Origin of the sequence: Bacillus badius NBRC 15713 (genome assembly GCF_001591605.1) — a bacterium.
In the GTDB taxonomy this organism is placed as follows: Bacteria; Bacillota; Bacilli; order Bacillales; family Domibacillaceae; genus Pseudobacillus; species Pseudobacillus badius.
This window is the reverse complement of sequence record NZ_BCVF01000011.1, coordinates 40916-59543: the sequence shown is the minus strand read 5'-3', so window position 1 is coordinate 59543 and position 18628 is coordinate 40916. Positions and strand designations below refer to the sequence as shown.

The following is an 18628-nucleotide window of genomic DNA, read 5'->3' as shown; positions in this document are numbered from 1 at the left end:
GTCAAGTGAAATGGGATTATCCGGAAAGCTTCAACGGATGAAACGCCATATTATCAGAGAAGAACAAGATAAGCCTGCAGAAAAACCGCTTGTTCAGCAGCCGGATATCCCTTATATGGATGAATGGGAAAGAGCTGGAGCAACGCCTTATGTGCTTGATGATCAATGGTGTCTCATTCGCGAAGTCAGGTATCCGCTCTCTTTCCAGCATGGCCGGCACCGGTTTTCTGAAGTGAAGCAGGCTGTAGCCAAGTGGAATGAATGGGAAGGAGCCCATCCATTATCTGCGAAAGGGCATCAGGTGTCGGATTTGTTTTTCTTCGATACGGAAACTACCGGTCTCGGCGGAGGAACCGGGAATATCATTTTCTTGCTCGGCTACGCCAGAATCCAGGGGGAGGAGGTCGTGGTGCGCCAGCATTTTTTGCCGGCACCGGGAAATGAAGTGGCGCTGTATTCAAGCTTTCTTGAGAAAGTAGATTACACGACGCTCGTCACGTATAATGGAAAATCCTTCGACTGGCCGCAAGTAAAAACCCGGCATACACTCGTTCGTGAGCATGTGCCAAAGCTCCCGGGGTTTGGCCACTTTGATTTATATCACGCTTCTAGAAGACTATGGAAACATTCAATGGAGGCTGTCAAACTGGTAAATGTTGAGAAGGAAAAGCTTGATATTTGCCGTACAGAAGATATCCCCGGCTACTTAGCGCCAATGATTTATTTTGATTATGTAGAAAGACGGAAGCCGGAAGGTATATTGAAGGTCATGGAGCATAATGAAAGAGATATTTTAACGCTCATTACCCTTTACACCCATGTGAGCCTTCATATTTTGGAGGAAGGGGAAGACCGGACGAGCCGGGAAAAATTTGAAGTTGCACGATGGCTTGAGGCAGTCGGCGAAAAAAAGCTGTCAGCCGGTGCTTACCGAAAGCTTGTTGATGAGCAGGATAAAGAAGTGCAGGCGATGGCCAGCCATGCGCTAGCTTTTCACTATAAGAGGGAAAAAAACTGGGCTCAAGCAGTTGCTTTATGGGATGCCGTCTGCGAGGAAGGAGCGCTGTCCGAAAGAATAGAAGCGCATATTGAGCTGAGTAAATATTACGAGCATAAGCAGAAGGAGCTCTTGAAGGCGATGCAGCACGCAGAAGCAGCAAGCAGTCTTTGTAACGGGACAAATAAGCGGCTGGAAGAGGATTTGGATAAAAGAAAAACAAGGTTAATGAAGAAAATAAATAGATAAGCAAGATGACAGTTTGTAGATAGTTACTTCTTTTCGACTTTTAACAATAAAAAAACGACAAAGTTTTGTTCTTTTCGCCAAAATAAATTCCAGATGTTTATTGTTTCTTATGACAAAAGGCTGTAAAATGTAGAATGGTACAAAAAACATAAGAGAAAATATGTATGGGGTGGAATGAACGTGTATCGCGCTTTACTTGTGTTATTTTTTGTTGTTGTCGGCTTAACTGCTTTTTTCATGACCAATATGAAGGATAGCTTTTCCAGCTTTTTGTAAAACAACTATTTAAAAAATGCGTGTTCCCTTCTTTCTGCACAGATGATCTATATAGAAATAGGGGATGGAAGGATGCATTGCAGCCGGCCCAAAGTATGACCTGTGATGAGTCATCCGCCGATGTGCTGTGAAAATTACATCTTTGAGCAATTTATTGTGCCGCACTTTTATCCAACACATGGCCAACATTAATCATCAAACATACTAGCACCAGCATTATGATCCGCATACCCAATTTTTTGCTCAGAATGTGTATATCAGCAGCTGTTGTGCGGGGAGAATTCTCGCTGGCCATTTGGCTGTTAGGCAGATAAAAAAGTAAGGGCTTTCCCTTGCTTTTTTATTATGCGATAAAGGGGGTTTTTCAATGTCTGTTTGGACAGTAGCAGGGTATAAGCCTTATGAGCTTGGCATCTTTAAACAAAATGATCCGGCTGTATTCTTTATCAAAAAAGCGCTGGAAAAGGAGCTCCTGCGCCTGCTTGATGAAGGCATGGAATGGCTATTGATCAGCGGCCAGCTTGGTGTCGAGTGCTGGGCGGCAGAGGTGCTGTTTCAGTTGAAGGAGGAAGTTCCTCATGTTAAACTTGCTGTGCTTACTCCGTTTGCGCAGCAGCAGGAAAATTGGAAAGAAGAAACCCAACACTATTATGAAGCGATTCTCGCCAAAGCTGATTTTGTCGATTCAATATCGAAGGAGCCGTATAAGAGCCCGTCACAATTTCGAAATAAAAATCAATTGTTTTTGCGAAAAGCAGCTGGCCTCCTGGCAATTTATGATGACGAAAAGCCGGGATCTCCTCAATATTTGTGGGATATGGCCCGGGCTTTTCAAGAGAAGCATCCGTTTGAGATTCGCCAAATAACATTTTATGATTTGCAATTTATTACAGAAGAGGAACAGTTGAAAGAAACAGACTGGGATTAAGGGCTGAATAGATTGACAAATGCGCCTGTTTTTGAAAAAATAAATGCAACACGGTTTGGAATATATTGAGGTGATGACGGGAATGTTATCTAATAAAGTGAAACTGACAGCGAAGGACATTTTAGAAAAAGACTTTAAAACTTCTATGAGAGGCTATAACCCAGATGAAGTGGATCAGTTTCTTGATTTAATTATTAAGGACTACGAGGCATTTCATCAAGCTATCGAAGAGCTGCAGCAGGAGAATCTGCGCTTGAAGAAACAAAGTGAAACGACAATGCGCCGTTCGCAGCCTGCTCCGGCTCCGGCTCCGCAGCCAGCTGCCGGTTCAACAAACTTCGATATTCTGAAGCGCTTGTCCAACCTAGAGCGGCACGTCTTCGGGGATAAGCTGTACAACGAATAAGTAGCTGTGCAGCTGAACAAACTCTTGCATTAGTTGGTTTTTTCCTATATAATAGTGCAGGTGACAATAATAGCGTTCGGGTAATCGCTGCAGCTGTTTAGCTGCAGAGGAAAGTCCATGCTCACACAGTGCTGAGATGCCTGTAGTGTTCGTGCCTAGCGAAAAAGTAAGCTAGGGCAGTTCGGCTCCGGCTGGATTGACGGCAGGGAAAATGCCTAAGTCTTCGGATATGGCATGATTACCTTGAAAGTGCCACAGTGACGTAGCTTTATAAGAAATTATAAAGGTGGAACGAGGTAAACCCCGCGAGTGAGCAACCCAAATTTAGGTAGGGGCACCCTCTTTAAGGAAATGAACAATAAGAGGGGCGGCTGTTTTTAGAACATCCGCAGATAGATGATTACCACCGGAGTACAAGATCATCCCTGATCGCTTGCAGTACAATGGTACAGAACATGGCTTACAGAACGTTATTATGGGATATAATTTCACAAGCTCTCCTTTATGGAGAGCTTTTGTTCTATATGGCTGTTTTTTTAATGAATACATAATTCTATAAGTGCAGGTGATTGGATGCCAACCTATACATTAATGGCTACAGCCGCAATGGGGCTCGAGGCAGTTGTGGCGAATGAAGTGAAAAATCTTGGCTATGAATGCCAAACAGATAATGGAAGAGTTATTTTTCAAGGGGATGAGTCAGCGATTGCCCGCTGCAATATGTGGCTGCGGTCGGCTGACCGTGTAAAGATCATTGTTGGTGAATTTAAAGCAACCACATTTGATCAGTTGTTTGAAGCAACGAAGGCGCTGCCATGGGAGCAGTACTTGCCGAAGGAAGCCGAGTTTCCAGTGCAAGGGAAATCGGTGAAATCGACTTTATTCAGTGTATCTGACTGTCAGGCCATCGTAAAAAAAGCAATTGTTGAACGCCTGAGAAACAAATATAGAATTCAGACATGGCTGCAAGAAACCGGTCCTTTATTTAAAATTGAAGTTTCTTTGCTGAAAGATAAAGCCACACTTACAATTGACACTAGCGGTGCTGGTCTGCATCGCCGGGGTTACCGTATCGCTCAAGGAGGCGCCCCGTTAAAGGAAACGCTGGCGGCTGCTCTTATCCAGCTGACAAATTGGCATCCCGACCGCCCGTTTGTTGACCCGTTCTGCGGTTCGGGCACCATCCCGATAGAGGCAGCCCTGATTGGTCAGAATATCGCTCCAGGGTTTAATCGGGAGTTTGTCTCGGAAGAGTGGCACTGGATGGGCGAAGAGGTATGGGAGAACGCGAGAGTGGAAGCGGAAGATGTAGCCAATTATAATCAGCCTCTAGATATTACGGGCAGTGATATCGATCACCGAATGGTTGATGTGGCGCAAAAAAATGCCTTCGAAGCAGGATTGGCTGATTTAATTCAATTTAAACAAATGAATGTCAAAGATTTCTCGACTTCAAAAGAATATGGAGTGATCGTCGGAAACCCTCCTTATGGTGAACGTCTCGGAGACCGGCCGGAAGTGGAGCAAATGTATCAGGAGATGGGCCAAGCGCTGGCCGGCTACGATACGTGGTCTGTATATATGCTGACATCTCATGAAGGATTTGAACAATTTTACGGCAAGCAAGCGACGAAAAAACGGAAGCTCTTTAACGGGTTTATTCGAACGGATTATTACCAGTATTGGGGAAAGCGCCCGCCAAGACAAAAAGATTAACTTACACTAGCCAGGGGGTCTTGTGCCCCCGTTCGCCCAACGGCCAAATAGATAGAGTTCCGTCCAAAAGAGCCTAGCAAAGCGGCGAATCTTTGCTAAAATAGAGAAAATAGTAAGAACAGGGGCTTTGTCTGCACGAATAAATACAGAATAAAGAACAGCGGATTGATTATTTAATTACGTGGGAGGGCAATGAAGTGATCGGAAATGTTGTTTCTGATGCGAATTGGTTTCAACTATGGGGAGCCGGTTATTTGGTTTGTTTAGGGATCTTGTCTTTTCTGTATGCAAGATTAGTTTCTTCGGACAAGTATGTATTTAAGCGAATGCAGCGATTTTATTTTTATTCAGCTCTGATTTTATTTTATCTTTTCGTAGGCAGCCCGTTTGCTGTTATTGCGGCAGAGGAATTATTTAGCGCGCATGTTGTTGAACTGACGGTTATGCTGTTTGTTGTGCCGCCGCTTTTTATTTTAGGATTGCCCAAAGAGTTCTTGCGGTCTTTCTTTTGGTCTTATCGCACAAGATTTGTGTTAAAGCTGTTTACCCATCCGTGGGTTACAGCGCTCTTATTTAGCTTGCTGTTATCGGTTTATCTGGCCCCTGACATTTTTAACTTCTTGCAAAAGCATACACTGCTGTTAGGAAGCGCTCAGCTTATTATGCTTGGAGCTGCTTTCCTGATGTGGTGGACCATTATTTCACCGTTGCCTGAGATGAATCGCTTATCTGAGTCTGTGCGGGTGATGTATGTCTTTGTAGCGTCTTTGCTGCTTTTGCCGATCGGAATTTTCCTGCTGGTTGCAGAAAGCCCTTTTTATGAAGTCTATAGACCTGGCCAACAATTATTGCCTAACTTGACGGCCTTGCAGGATCAACAGCTGGCAGGAGGCGTGCTGAAGGGGATTCAGCTTGCTTCTTACGGGATTGCGCTTTTCCTTCTTATTTCCAGATGGGCAAAGAAAGAGGAGGAGCCGGATGATGATTTTCCCTTTTATCCGGGACAAGCGATAAATGCTCCGATGAAAAAGTAAGGAGGCGGCTGGAAATATTCCAGCCGTTTTTGTATTTTACCGAAAATTGCGAATGATTTAAGAAAAAATCGAAAAATGTTCGTGAATAACATTGAAATTCTCATGTGTGCTGATATAATTGTGAATACAACTAAACAAAGCATTCGCTCATATAATCGCAGGAATAGGGCCTGCAAGTTTCTACCGAATGACCGTAAATCATTTGACTATGAGTGAGCAGTGGAAGGGCATTCTTTCTTGTTGCCTTCTCAACCCCCAAAGGGCATTGCTTCACTCAGTAATTGAGGAATGACATGATCTTTGGGGTTTTTTCTGTCCAAAAGATCGAAAAAGTTGAGGAGGATATAAAATGAAAAGTTTACAAGATAAGATCGTGAAAGAGGGAAATGTACTCTCAGATCAAGTGCTGAAAGTAGATTCTTTTTTAAATCATCAAGTGGATCCGAAGCTGATGAAAGCAATCGGACAAGAATTCGCCCGCCGTTTTGCTGATGAAAAAATCACTAAAATTTTAACGATTGAATCAAGCGGGATTGCTCCTAGTGTGATGGCTGGTCTTGAACTTGACGTGCCTGTCGTCTTTGCTAGAAAGCGTCAATCGCTTACATTAATTGAAAATTTATATACAGCTGATGTTCATTCGTTTACGAAGCAGGAAACAAACCGAATTGCCGTTTCTAAATCTTTTATAACAGAAGAAGATCATTTGTTGATTATTGATGACTTTCTTGCCAATGGACAAGCCGCACTTGGCTTGCTGGAGATTGCTGAACAAGCGGGCGCCTCTGTTGCCGGCATCGGCATCGTCATTGAGAAAGCGTTCCAGAACGGCCGGCATTTGCTGCTTGAAAAGAATGTCCGGGTAGAGTCTCTTGCCAGAGTCCAATCACTAGCAGATGGCAAAGTGACATTTGCGGAAGGAGTCCTCGCATGAAGCCATCTATTCTCAAATCCGCTTCATTAGGATTCCAGCACGTGCTTGCGATGTATGCGGGCGCAGTCATCATTCCGTTGATCGTTGGCGGTTCTATGGGCTTGACAGCGGAGCAGCTGACCTATTTGGTTTCGATTGATATTTTTATGTGCGGCATTGCGACGTTTCTTCAGGTGTGGAAAGGGCGTTTTGTAGGAATTGGCCTTCCGGTTGTGCTAGGGTGTACGTTTACTGCGGTTGGACCGATGATGGAGATCGGCCAGAAGCATGGAATTTCAGCGATTTACGGGGCGATACTGGTCTCGGGGATTTTTGTCCTGCTGATTTCCTCTTTTTTCAGCCGGCTTGTCCGCTTTTTTCCGCCTGTTGTCACCGGCTCGGTTGTTACCATTATTGGTGTCACCTTAATCCCGGTAGCGATGAACAATATGGCCGGCGGACAAGGCAGTGCTGATTTCGGTTCTGCAGCCAACATCTTTTTGGCATTTACTACTTTATTTATCATTATTGCATTATTCCGCTTTTTCGATGGATTTGTCCGTTCGATTGCTGTGTTAATCGGATTGCTCGCTGGAACAGTTATTGCCGCTTTTATGGGGAAAGTAGACTTTTCGCCAGTCAAAGATGCAGAACTTGTCCATATGGTGCAGCCGTTTTACTTCGGGCTGCCGACATTTGAATGGGCTTCAATCTTAACGATGATTCTGGTGGCTGTTGTGAGCATGGTGGAATCAACAGGCGTTTATTTCGCTGTTTCGGATATCTGCGAGCAAAAAATTGATAAAAAAGATATAGCAAAAGGATACCGTGCAGAAGGGCTTGCTTATACGCTTGGCGCTATTTTTAATGCTTTTCCTTATACCGCATTTTCCCAAAATGTCGGTCTCATGCAGTTATCCGGCATTAAGTCAAAAACGGTCATTTATTATACCGCCGGCTTTTTAGTGATCCTCGGTCTTGTGCCGAAGATCGGCGCCTTGACGACGATTATTCCGTCCGCCGTTCTTGGCGGAGCCATGGTAGCAATGTTTGGTATGGTGGTTGCGCAAGGAATTAAAATGTTGAGCCGGGCGGATATGTCCTCTCAGGAAAATTTATTAATCATCGCTTGTTCAGTCGGCATGGGCCTTGGCGTTACGGTGGTGCCTGAATTGTTTGCCGGGCTGCCGTCTGGTTTGCAAGTCTTAACGGGCAACGGCATTGTTGCCGGCAGCTTGACAGCAATCTTCTTAAATATTTTATTTAATGAGATTGGCCGGAAAAGCAAGAAGATCGTTCAATTAACAGAATCAAAAGTGTCTTGACCATACAAGGTGCTCTTCATCACATCCCCCTTTCCCAGCCAAGAAAGGGGGATGTGTTTGTGTTCTTATTTCAATTCAAGAAGCAAAACTAATTTTTGTTTATTGAATGGTTCTAAAGATTTGTCAAACAATAAGACTGAGACGAGAGCCTCTAGAGGTTAAAACATCCTCCTGATTGCTTCCTGTGACTAAAAAATTATAAAATAAGATTGAAAATCATTATCGGTCGTGTTAACATGTAATTGAAGATGAAAATTATTCTCAGCGTTAATTAAAAATTATTAATTAAAAGGACGGTGCTTTTTCATGGTTTGGATGTTTGTAGCGGCAACAGTTGTAGCATATGGAGGCGTAATGAAATATGTGATCGACGGTGTCGGCAAACCGCAAGCACCGCGTAACTAAATAGAACTAAAAGGAGTTCGGGAATGGTCATATTCCGAACTCCTTTTTAATTGAAAACTAAGGGGGGACCGTGCGGAAAAGGAAGCACCTGAAATGGAAATCAACAGTCCCCATTTATAACCAAAACAAAAAAGGCTGCAGCCAATCTCTATTTTCAGCGAAGAGTTTATCGGCAGTTTAAAAGAAGGCTCTAACGCCTTCTTTTTTTCGTATGGGAAAGTTGGCGAAAATCGTTTACAATAAAAGAAACTTATTCACAGATGAGAAACTTATATAAGGAGAATTATGAGAATGTCAGTAGCAGCCATTGAGCAAACGATGACTCAAATGATGTCAAAAACAGTCGGTCTTTTCGAGATCTTTCAACGGGCCGGTGATGAAGAGAGGGCTAGAAAGGCCAAATTATTTTTAAAAAAGTTACATGATGAAGAATTCATTGTGGCGTTTTGCGGTCACTTTTCAGCCGGCAAATCTACGATGATCAATGAATTGACCGGGGAAAACCTGCTGCCGTCCAGCCCGATTCCGACAAGCGCAAACCTCGTGAAGATTCATCATGCTTCCGAGGACTTTGCCAAAGTTTATTATAAGGACAAGCAGCCCCTTCTTTTCAAGGCACCTTACGATTTTGAAAGGGTAAAGGAGTTTTGCAAAAACGGGGAAGAAGTGGAAGCAATTGAGATTGGCCATAGCACTTCTAATTTGCCGTCTGAGGTAACGGTTATGGATACACCGGGTGTAGATTCGACAGATGATGCCCACCGCATCTCAACGGAGTCTGCCCTTCATTTAGCCGATATGGTGTTTTATGTGATGGACTACAACCATGTGCAATCGGAATTAAACTTTATCTATACAAAGGAATTGCTGGCACATGGAGTAAAGCTGTACTTAATCATTAACCAGATTGATAAGCATCGGGAAGAAGAGCTTTCCTTTGAAGCGTTTCAACAATCTGTGCATACGTCTTTTGCTGCTTGGGGAGTCGAGCCGGAGCGGTTTTTCTTTACAAGTTTAAGAGAACGCTCCTTGCCGCATAATGATTTTCAGGAAGTGAAGGAACTGATTCAGGAAAGCATGACGGACAGGGAGGAGCTTGCCCTCCGCTCTGCCGAAACAATGATGAACCGGCTCGTCAGCGAACACCTTGCCTGGCTAAAGGAAGAACAGGCCGAAACAAAAGAAGCTCTGCTGTCTTTGCTGGGTGATGAATGGAATGAGCAAGAGATTGCTGAGAAAGAACAGCAAGCTAAAGAGCAGTTAGACAAGCGTGATGCACAGGCCCTGGTTCGCGAATTGGAAGAGGGCCGGGAAAAGGTGTTGAAAAATGCTTACTTAATGCCGGCTTCCACGCGCGAATTGGCAAGAGAGTTCTTAGAAGCTGTCCAGCCCGGTTTTAAAGTGGGGATGCTGTTCAGCAAGAAGAAAACAGAAGAAGAACGGCAAAGAAGGTGCGAGCGCTTCCTTGCTGATTTAAAGGAAAAAATAGAAACTCAGCTTGAATGGCATCTGCGCCAGCAAGTAAGCAGCTGGCTGAAATCAAGCGGACTCAATGATGATGAGCTGCAGCTGGAAGCAGAAGAGCTGACAGTGCCGGTTGATGGACAATTAATTACCGGCATGGTGAAATCAGGAGCAATGGCTACCGGGGATTACGTTCTTACGTACACGGACGACCTAGCCGGACAACTGAAGAAGAATGCACGCCGGTTAACGGACGCTATTAAAGAAAAAGCTGCTGAACGGATGGAGAAGCGTTTTGCTGCGGAGAAGCAGGAGCTTCAGGCGAGATGGTCAGTATGGCATGAGAAGCTTAACGCTGTTCAACAACTGAGTCAGCTAAAAGCCGCAGCAGAGCAGCGGCAGCAGGAAATCCGCGGTCTGCTCGCAGAAGATCAGATCACTCTTCCTGCTCTATATGAAACACTTGTCAAGCAATGGGAAGAGCAGCAAAGCAAAGTCACTGTTTTTGATGAAGCGATCGCTGCTGAGCTCGCGGCTCCGTTGGCGGAGGAGAAAAAACGAGAAGAAGAAAGCGTTCCTGTGCCCGTTGGAAAGCCGGCTGGCACGGTAGCAGAAACGGCTGCCCGATTGAAAAAAATGGGCACAAAGCTGGCTGGCATTCCAGGCTTTCACCGCTTCATCGATGGATTGAAGCAAAAGGCTGCCCGCCTGGAGGAACGCGAGTATACGATTGCTTTATTTGGCGCCTTCAGCGCTGGAAAATCTTCTTTCGCGAACGCAATGCTCGGCGAAAAGGTGCTGCCGGTTTCGCCAAACCCGACAACCGCCGCTGTTAACCGTATTCACCCGCCTAGCGAGGGAAATGCTCATCGGACGGCGAATGTGCATTTGAAAACTGAACAGCAAATGCTCATTGACTTGCAGCAGTCCCTGCAATTTTTCAAGCAAACGGTTCAGTCGCTTGACGATGCCTTTGAGCGAATTCCCGGATTGCTGCAAAATACCGACGGAGAAGGCCGCGAAAATATTCATTTATCCTTTTTGAAAGCTTTCTATGAGGGTTACAAGGAATATAAGGAGCATCTCGGAAAAACGCTTTGCGTGGATCTGCCGGCATTCCAAGGCTTTGTTGCCAATGAGAAACAAAGCTGCTTTGTCGAATCGATTGATTTATATTATGATTGCGAGTTTACGCGCCAGGGAGTCACACTCGTTGACACGCCGGGGGCAGATTCCATCAATGCCCGGCATACGGGAGTTGCCTTTGAATACATTAAAAATTCGGACGCTATTTTGTTCGTTACTTATTATAATCACGCGTTTTCAAAAGCAGACCGTGAATTTCTTATCCAGCTGGGCCGTGTCAAAGATGCGTTTGAGCTTGATAAAATGTTTTTTATTGTGAATGCGATTGACTTAGCAAGCAGCGATGAAGAGGTTGATGAAGTCATTAATTATGTGAAAGATCAGCTGCTGCAGTATGGCATCCGCTTCCCGCGCATTCACGGGGTATCCAGCCTGCAGGCGATTCAAGAGATTGAGCGGGGGGAGCTGGATCATCCTCATTCGAATTTGCGTCCGTTTAAACAAGATTTTCACCAGTTTTTACAAGGAGACTTGGCGGAGATGGCGATCCAATCGGCAGAGGCCGAATGGCTGCGCGGTTTGGAACAGCTTCGCCAGCTGATTGCGACGGCGAAAGAAAACCGTGATAATCGTGAACAGAAAAAAGCGGAATTGGATAGCCAGTTGAATGATATTAGCAGCTATATTAACAAGGAAACAGGCCAATTAATAGAAAAGCGCCTGATCCAGGAGATAGATGAGCTTGTTTTCTACCTGAAGCAACGTGTTTTCTACCGTTTTACCGATTTCTTTAAAGAGGCGTTTAATCCGGCAGCGCTCAATGGCAGCCGGCCAATAAAAGCAGCTTTAAGTGAAGCCATGAAAGAATTGCTTGAAGCAGTCGGCTATGATTTGGCGCAGGAAATGAGAGCGACCAGTCTGCGTGCTGAAAAGCAGGCACATAAGCTGCTTTCAGAGAAATACGAAGCCTTGAAGCTGCATAGCCAGTCTATTCAGCCGCAGCTGCAATTTTCGGCTATTGAATGGCCATCGAGAGAAACTCCTGAATTCCCTGTGGCTTTTCATGAAATGACACCTGAAGCATTTGCGGACGCTCTGTCTTTATTTAAGAATGCGAAAGCCTTCTTTGAGAAAAATGACAAGCAGCTCATGCAAGAAAAGCTGTATAGCCGTTTAGGAGAACTCGCCGATCGTTACTTGGCCGAAGAAAAAGACAAGCTTAGCAAATGGGCACTTGAAGAAGCGGCAGAAGGGCTGCGGTTAATGACGGATACAGCGACTTCCGACGTTGACGAGCAATTTGCTGCTTGGCTGCAAGTGCTTGGTGCCGCAGAGAATATCGAAGAATGGGAGCAGACGCTTGTTGAGCTCGAACGCCCGTAAACAGGCAATTATCGATCATTTTCACGCCTGTGCCACTTGCCGGCATTTTCAGCCGCTGAAAACGGAGCAAGGCATGCGCTACTATTGTGCCCGCCTGCAATATGAAACGAAACCGGCTTATCAGTTTAATTGCTGGAATCCGAAAGACCAAGTGGTTAAACTGTTAAAGAAGAAGCTTGATATGATCAGCGATTCCGATGATGAGTAAAAAGGAGAGGACAACGTGAAATATATCCGTTCGATTAACTGGTTATCAGAGCGCTTGAATGACTCAAATGTTTGCATCGTGGACTGCCGCTTTCATTTGGCAGATACGGCAGCTGGCGAAAAAGAATATGGGAAAGCTCATATCCCTGGGGCCTTCTATGCTCATCTTGATCGGGATTTGTCAGGGGAAAAGAACATTCATGGCGGCCGTCATCCGCTTCCTGACCTAGAGGCGTTCCGCAAAACAGCAGAGTCTTATGGAATTACAGATGAAACCATTGTTATCGCCTACGATAACGGGGATGCCATGTTTGCCGGGCGTTTTTGGTGGCTGTTATCATATATCGGCCACTCGCATGTTTATATTCTTGATGGCGGTTTTTCTGAGTGGGAGAAACAAGGGCTTCCGGTGTCAACTGAGGTACCTGTCCCAAAAGAAGGCTGCTTGTCTATGAATGTGCGGCATGACTGGCTCGTCTCTATTGAAGAAGTAAAAAGGGCAGCTCTTGAAAAAGATGGAACCGTGCTCATTGATTCCCGTGCGCCGGAACGCTATGCCGGAAAAGTAGAACCGCTTGATCGGGTAGCAGGACATATCCCTACTGCAGTCAATTTCTTTTTCCAAGAAGGGCTTCGCCATTCATTTTGGAAGAGCGCGGAGGAACAGAAGGCACGCTTTAAACAGCTGGATCCAAGCCAGCCGGTTATTGTGTATTGCGGATCGGGCGTGTCGGCCACTCCCAATATTATTGCCCTGAAGCAAGCGGATTTTGCTCATGTCCGCCTGTATGCCGGAAGCTACAGTGATTGGTCATCCTATGAAGAATTGCCTGTAGAAAAGGAAAAACAGTGAATGGAAAAGCTGCTCCGTTTGTCAGCAACGGGCAGCTTTTCTCTTGGCTTTGCTTAACTGCCGGGATACTTGTGATAGAATACTAGAGAGGTGACAAAATGAATAGACAAGAACATTTGCTGCTGATAGATGGCATGGCTTTGCTGTTTCGGGCTTTTTTTGCGACAGCAGTCAGCGGCCAATTTATGGTGAACTCACAAGGGATGCCGACAAATGGTGTTCAAGGATTTATAAAGCATGTCCTGACGGCGATTGAATACATGCGGCCTACCCACGCGGCTATATGCTGGGATATGGGCAGCCAAACTTTCCGGAATGAATTGTTTTCCGATTATAAATCGAATCGCCAGGCACCTCCTGTTGAGCTGCAGCCGCAATTTGATCTGGCTAAAGAAGTAGCCGGCTCTTTTTTGTTGCCCAATATTGGTGTGAAAGGGTATGAGGCAGATGATTGTATCGGCACGATTGCCAAGCAGGAACACCAAGGGCGGCGGGTTACCATTTTAAGCGGGGATAAGGACCTTCTGCAGCTTCTTGATCAGAACATTGAAGTGACGCTGCTGCAAAAAGGCTTTGGCAATTACTTAACTTATACGGAAGAAAGCTTCGCTCACCAGTATGCCATTACTCCAAAGCAGTTTATTGACGTAAAGGCATTGATGGGTGACCCTAGTGACGGTTATCCGGGAGTAAAAGGCATAGGCGAAAAAACGGCATTTAAGCTGGTCAGGGAATTTGGCACTATCGATGGCATCCTTGAAAATATCGAACAGCTCACGCCCTCGCAGCAGAAGAAGATGAGAGAAGGCTTCGATATGCTCCATCTATCACGTCAGCTTGCGGAAATTAATTGCGACGTGCCTTTAGTTTGGGATATTACAGAAGCAGACTGGGAAGGGGTTAGCAAAGAAGCGGAAGAAGCAGTGGAGCAATTGGAGTTAAAAACAGTACGACGCCACTTAACACAAATGAAAGCGGCAGCTGCCTATTCAGAGGCTGCTGATCCATTTGCATAATGTTCAAGGTGGGAACTGAAGTGAAGAAAGAACAGGCACTGGCTGATTATTTGCTTAAGTTAGAGGAAAAAGGATTTCGGTTTTCCGATGAAGTGGTCGCTTTTATTTATTTTGGAAAAAGGTCAACGGATGCGTCTGATGTATTAGTGATCGCCGGTATAGAGATTACATTAAAAGTACAAAAGGAATTTGATGGCAGCTTTTTTCTCTCCTTGCTCGAGTGGTTTAAAGAGAAGGGGATCGCCAATCGGCAGACCGCCTTCCGCTTTGCCCGTTCCAACGGTTTGCTGTAGTTCAGCTGATGGCTGGGTGAACAAGATGGAGAATACTTTCGAAAAACAACCGCTTGGACAAACCAGGCGGTTGTTTAGATAAAAACACCGGATCTGCAGCGGGAAAAGCGGAACGAGCGCAATACTTAAAGGAATCTAACACCTGCGTTAGAAGCGGCTGGCCTGCCTCATCGTTTTTTCATGCCTTTGTTTTGCCTGACGCCTTCGCGAGCCAGACTGTCCGCACGATTTTCTTTGCTTGGTATCCATTTCACAAAAAAGAGCGGAAATTCTTTGGACAATGTTAAAATTTCTTTTAAGAGAGGTTTATACACTTCTTTATGTACATATTCTTTTTCAATAGCCTGCACGACTGTTTGGGAATCGCTCCGCAAAGAAACGGTGGCTGCCTCTCTTTCCTTCAATAATTCTAATGCTTTAATGACAGCAAGGAATTCCGCCTCATGTGTATCTTTGATTCCAAAAGGAAAGGAGTAGCGGTCCACATGGCTGCCGTTTTTAATAAACACACCGCCGCCCGCCCAGCCAGGCGATCCGCTGCTCGCTCCATCTGTATATACTTCAAACAAACAAACTCCCCCTTTATCTTTGCCATACAAAATTTTACGGAAAAAACAAACCATTTGCAATATGCAAAGAGGAGAGGTCTGTCCAGCCAACCAAACTGTTCACAAGCAAACGAAAAAAAGATGACTGATTGAAAGCTGGTTCGTTCAGTCATCTGGCTGGCTGTTATTTAGGAAAACGTTTGGCAATATAGCCGAACGGGGTATCGATTAAAGCCACAATCCACTTTAATGCATACGTAGACAGGAAAATTTGAAACCAAATTCCGGCCGGAAATGCGCCAAGAAAAGCAATGCTCGTAAACACAAGTGTATCCAAAAGCTGGCTGATCATCGTGCTTCCATTGTTGCGGATCCAAAATTGTGAGTCTTTCGGGAATTTTTTCTTTAAATAGGAAAAGATATACACATCGGCAAATTGACTGACCAAATAGGCGGCAAGACTGCCGGCAGCGATGCGGGGCAACAAGCCAAACAGCTGTCCTAAAGACTCTTGAGCCATATCAGACGGGCTCGGCTCAAAGAGCAAGACCATTTGCATAATGACTGTCATCATGACTAAGGTAAAAAAGCCAAGCCACACGGCTTTTTTTGCATCCTCCTTGCCGTAGCGCTCATTAAGCAAGTCGGTCGCCAAAAAAGCTGTTCCATACATCGTATTGCCCAGTGTCGCCGTTAAGCCGAATACTTCAATGGTTTTTACTACTTGAAGGTTGGCTAGTATCGTGGCCACTCCAACCCATACGAACAGCCCCATGCGCCCAAATAGTCGATACATCGCCAGAAATATAGTAAAGTTAACAATGATAAATAGAAAGCCGAACCACTCGTTAAACATGTAAAACCTCCTGTAAGATAAAAGAAATAGCGGGAAAATAGTTGTCTTTCTTTGCACATTTGAGCATAACGTACATTATACAAAAACATAAAAATTGGTCAAGAAGAAAAACGGAGGATCGATATGAAAATGAAAATTAAATGGCAGTATGAATTCAAGGGAAGAAAGGCAGAATTTGAATCTGAGTGGATAAGCAAAGATATCGTATTGCCGCTGATCGAGGATCTGGGGAGAACGGGCCGGATGAAAACGGCGACCATTATGGATGAATTATTGAATGAATGGACGGTTAAGGAATTTACAAAATTAAATAAGCAGCTTGATGAAGAACCAAGTGAAGTAGAAGTATACTTTGACGGCGGATTTGACCGCTCTTCACAAATATCAGGAATTGGAATCGCTGTATACTATAAGAAAAACGGTGAGGATTGGCGCTGCCGCATCAATGACCGGCTCTTGCAGCTGGAGTCCAACAACGAAGCGGAATATGCGGCTCTTTACAGGGCTATCGAGCTTCTTGGGGAAATCGGTGTTAAGCAAGTGCCAGTGACGATCACAGGAGATTCACATGTGGTTCTTAAGCAGCTGTCAGGTGAGTGGCCTTGCTTTGATGAAACGTTAAATAAGTGGCTCGACCGAATTGAAAGCAAGCTGGAATCGCTTCATCTTACGCCGCTTTACAAACCGGTGGACAGAAGGCAGAATAAAGAAGCGGATAAACTCGCCAATCAGGCGCTAGAAGGAACCATTGTTAACAGTCATTCGGTTATTTCCTAAGCAGTGTCTTGTTCAGAAAGGTGTGGTGTATTTGGAAAGAAAACAGCTAATAGCCGAGGTAGAAGGAATTTTGCACACATATTGCGAAGGCTGCCTGCTGAAGGCGGCATTTCGAAAAGAGAAGGGAAAATCCTACGCCCATAAATTTTGCATTACAGAATGTACTGTAGGAGAACAGCTTAAAAGGTGCGGAGAGCGCCTGCTTAAATAAAAACAAACAAAATAAAAAGCCGGCAGCATATGCCGGCTTTATGAGTTGGATTATAGTTTTACAACGTTAGCTGCTTGAGGTCCACGGTTTCCTTCTACGATTTCAAAAGAAACTTCTTGGCCTTCTTCTAGGGATTTATATCCGTCGCCTTCAATTGCAGTGAAGTGAACGAATACATCGTCTCCGCCTTCTACTTCGATAAATCCGAATCCTTTTTCATTGTTAAACCATTTTACTTTACCGTTTTGCATGTTAATGAATCCTCCTAAATCTTCGAAACACATCTTATCTATATGTGCCCAAATCAAAATATTCATTACAAACAGAGAGTCTGTTTATAATACATACAATATACCGGAAAAAGTAAAAAAAGTCAAGGAAGGGAAAGGGAAAAATACAAAAAATTTCACCATTTCCGATTAAACGGAAAAACTTCCTTAACTTGTACTGGAACTGCTCTTATAGTAAACTTAAATAGACGAGTACATTCAGGAGGATCCCGATGCCGACACCAAGCATGGAAGATTACATAGAACAAATTTTTATACTTATAGATAAAAAAGGATACGCCCGTGTATCTGATATTGCCGAAGCGTTGTCTGTCCATCCCTCGTCTGTAACGAAGATGGTTCAAAAACTGGACAAGGACGAATATTTAATATACGAGAGATACCGTGGTCTTGTTTTAACTGCCAAAGGAAAGAAAATTGGCAAGCGTCTCGTAGAGCGTCATGATTTGCTGGAGGAATTTCTGCGGATCATTGGTGTGAAAGAGGAACACATTTATGAAGATGTGGAAGGAATTGAGCATCATCTAAGCTGGAATTCCATTGACCGCATCGCTGATCTTGTGGACTATTTTAATGAAGACCCTGCACGAATTCAAACATTGCATTCTTTGCAAAAAAAAACCATGGACTAAAAGGATTGTCCCGCTCGCAAGCTTACAGCTGACCAGCGGGACAATCTTTTTAGTGATTCTTATGACCTATGTACAAGTCACCGCTTTTTTTCTATTATTAAAAAATTAGCTTCGTTAAGGTGGCAGGAAAGCAGTCTTCTTGTTTCGTTTCTTAAAAATCGGGCGGAGAAAAGGTTGATTCCAGGCTGTCATTTTAACAGGGGAAAAAATTTTTTTATTCTTTCTTGCAGCCATTACATAGAATCGGAAGGGAAAGAATAATAATAAAGATAAAAAGCAGAGTGAGATGAGAATAACATGCTTGAAGAAACCAGCTTTTCTTCCTTGATGAAAAAAAAAGATCCGAAGTTGACTCTAAAAATAAAAAAGGAATTTCCGGGGGCTCGCTGCGTTGGAGGAAAATATTCGCCCGCTGATCATTCGGTTACGCTTTTTAAGCAAGATATCGCTATTCAATGTGAAAGGCTTTTAGGATCATTGGAGCGGCTGAAGGAATATGAATGGATTATTTTTGCTCACGAGCTTGGGCATGCGCTTGATGAAGAGCTTCCTTCCTTAAGCGACCGGCTCGAAGAAACGAAAAGCCTCGATGTTTTGGCTCAAATTGAGTTAAATGCTTGGAGCATTGCGGAAGAGCTTATTCCATTTATCGATTCACGGCTGTTTGCCAGGGTGAAAGAAGAATCACTGCGCTATTTTTCAAGAAGCCCGCTTGTTCATTAACATAATAACTGTTCCGTTTTGCCATATGCACAACCGCTCT

At 44.4% G+C, this 18628-nt stretch carries 19 protein-coding genes, 1 other RNA gene and 1 riboswitch; of the genes, 17 read left to right on the top strand and 3 right to left on the bottom strand.

Annotated features, from left to right (window positions below):
* Positions 1–10: 10 nt before the first annotated feature.
* From BBA02S_RS07790 to BBA02S_RS07730, 13 genes are all read left to right on the top strand, one after another.
* Positions 11–1246: a ribonuclease H-like domain-containing protein gene (locus BBA02S_RS07790; protein WP_041113326.1), complete on the top strand. Its 1236-nt coding sequence runs from the start codon at positions 11–13 to the stop codon at positions 1244–1246.
* Positions 1247–1889: 643 nt separating this feature from the next.
* Positions 1890–2450, top strand: a complete 561-nt coding sequence (locus tag BBA02S_RS07785; protein ID WP_041113327.1) for an SLOG family protein — start codon at positions 1890–1892, stop codon at positions 2448–2450.
* Positions 2451–2532: 82 nt separating this feature from the next.
* The gene (gpsB, locus tag BBA02S_RS07780; protein ID WP_041096877.1) at positions 2533–2856 is read left to right on the top strand and encodes a cell division regulator GpsB; all 324 of its coding nucleotides are present in this window, start codon (positions 2533–2535) and stop codon (positions 2854–2856) included.
* Between the two features lie 72 nt (positions 2857–2928).
* Positions 2929–3324: RNase P RNA component class B (gene rnpB, locus BBA02S_RS07775), an RNA gene on the top strand.
* A 105-nt stretch (positions 3325–3429) separates the two neighbouring features.
* A complete protein-coding gene (locus BBA02S_RS07770; RefSeq protein WP_041096875.1) occupies positions 3430–4572 on the top strand; it encodes a THUMP domain-containing class I SAM-dependent RNA methyltransferase in 1143 nt (380 codons plus the stop codon).
* Positions 4573–4769: 197 nt separating this feature from the next.
* Entirely contained in the window at positions 4770–5606 is an 837-nt protein-coding gene (locus tag BBA02S_RS07765) for a cytochrome c oxidase assembly protein (RefSeq protein ID WP_041096873.1), read from the top strand.
* Between the two features lie 127 nt (positions 5607–5733).
* A riboswitch (purine riboswitch) is annotated at positions 5734–5835 on the top strand.
* A 120-nt stretch (positions 5836–5955) separates the two neighbouring features.
* The gene (locus tag BBA02S_RS07760) at positions 5956–6540 is read left to right on the top strand and encodes a xanthine phosphoribosyltransferase (RefSeq protein WP_041096871.1); all 585 of its coding nucleotides are present in this window, start codon (positions 5956–5958) and stop codon (positions 6538–6540) included.
* Complete coding sequence (locus BBA02S_RS07755) at positions 6537–7844, top strand: nucleobase:cation symporter-2 family protein (protein ID WP_041096869.1); 1308 nt, start codon at positions 6537–6539, stop codon at positions 7842–7844. Before BBA02S_RS07760 ends, BBA02S_RS07755 begins: the two co-directional genes overlap by 4 nt.
* A 696-nt stretch (positions 7845–8540) precedes the next feature.
* Positions 8541–12182 carry a dynamin family protein gene (locus tag BBA02S_RS07750; RefSeq protein ID WP_041113328.1) on the top strand — a complete coding sequence of 1214 codons (3642 nt, stop codon included), beginning with the start codon at positions 8541–8543 and terminating at the stop codon, positions 12180–12182.
* A complete protein-coding gene (locus BBA02S_RS07745) occupies positions 12163–12390 on the top strand; it encodes a hypothetical protein (protein ID WP_306305172.1) in 228 nt (75 codons plus the stop codon). Before BBA02S_RS07750 ends, BBA02S_RS07745 begins: the two co-directional genes overlap by 20 nt.
* Before the next feature lie 15 nt (positions 12391–12405).
* Positions 12406–13242 carry a sulfurtransferase gene (locus BBA02S_RS07740; protein WP_041096865.1) on the top strand — a complete coding sequence of 279 codons (837 nt, stop codon included), beginning with the start codon at positions 12406–12408 and terminating at the stop codon, positions 13240–13242.
* A gap of 98 nt (positions 13243–13340) precedes the next feature.
* A complete protein-coding gene (locus tag BBA02S_RS07735; protein WP_041113329.1) occupies positions 13341–14258 on the top strand; it encodes a 5'-3' exonuclease in 918 nt (305 codons plus the stop codon).
* Between the two features lie 20 nt (positions 14259–14278).
* Positions 14279–14551 carry a DUF6123 family protein gene (locus BBA02S_RS07730; protein WP_231557145.1) on the top strand — a complete coding sequence of 91 codons (273 nt, stop codon included), beginning with the start codon at positions 14279–14281 and terminating at the stop codon, positions 14549–14551.
* Positions 14552–14718: 167 nt separating this feature from the next.
* Here BBA02S_RS07730 and BBA02S_RS07725 read toward each other — a convergent pair whose 3' ends face one another.
* Both BBA02S_RS07725 and BBA02S_RS07720 read right to left on the bottom strand, forming a co-directional pair.
* Positions 14719–15120, bottom strand: coding sequence for an RNase H family protein (locus tag BBA02S_RS07725; RefSeq protein ID WP_041096859.1), 402 nt, complete (start codon positions 15118–15120; stop codon positions 14719–14721).
* A gap of 163 nt (positions 15121–15283) precedes the next feature.
* Complete coding sequence (locus tag BBA02S_RS07720; RefSeq protein ID WP_041096857.1) at positions 15284–15955, bottom strand: queuosine precursor transporter; 672 nt, start codon at positions 15953–15955, stop codon at positions 15284–15286.
* A gap of 123 nt (positions 15956–16078) precedes the next feature.
* Between BBA02S_RS07720 and BBA02S_RS07715 the strand changes: the two genes are divergently transcribed.
* On the top strand, positions 16079–16732 hold the full coding sequence (locus BBA02S_RS07715) for a reverse transcriptase-like protein (RefSeq protein ID WP_041096855.1): 654 nt from the start codon (positions 16079–16081) through the stop codon (positions 16730–16732).
* 22 nt (positions 16733–16754) lie between these two features.
* The gene (locus BBA02S_RS07710; RefSeq protein ID WP_305954908.1) at positions 16755–16943 is read left to right on the top strand and encodes a zinc-finger domain-containing protein; all 189 of its coding nucleotides are present in this window, start codon (positions 16755–16757) and stop codon (positions 16941–16943) included.
* Between the two features lie 50 nt (positions 16944–16993).
* On the opposite strand, the gene cspD is transcribed toward BBA02S_RS07710, so the two are convergent.
* On the bottom strand, positions 16994–17194 hold the full coding sequence (gene cspD / locus BBA02S_RS07705; RefSeq protein ID WP_041096853.1) for a cold-shock protein CspD: 201 nt from the start codon (positions 17192–17194) through the stop codon (positions 16994–16996).
* A gap of 251 nt (positions 17195–17445) precedes the next feature.
* Here cspD and mntR point away from each other — a divergent pair, with 251 nt between their 5' ends.
* Both mntR and BBA02S_RS07695 read left to right on the top strand, forming a co-directional pair.
* Positions 17446–17865, top strand: a complete 420-nt coding sequence (gene mntR / locus BBA02S_RS07700; RefSeq protein WP_041096851.1) for a transcriptional regulator MntR — start codon at positions 17446–17448, stop codon at positions 17863–17865.
* 297 nt (positions 17866–18162) lie between these two features.
* A complete protein-coding gene (locus BBA02S_RS07695) occupies positions 18163–18588 on the top strand; it encodes a hypothetical protein (protein ID WP_063440224.1) in 426 nt (141 codons plus the stop codon).
* Positions 18589–18628 lie beyond the last annotated feature (40 nt).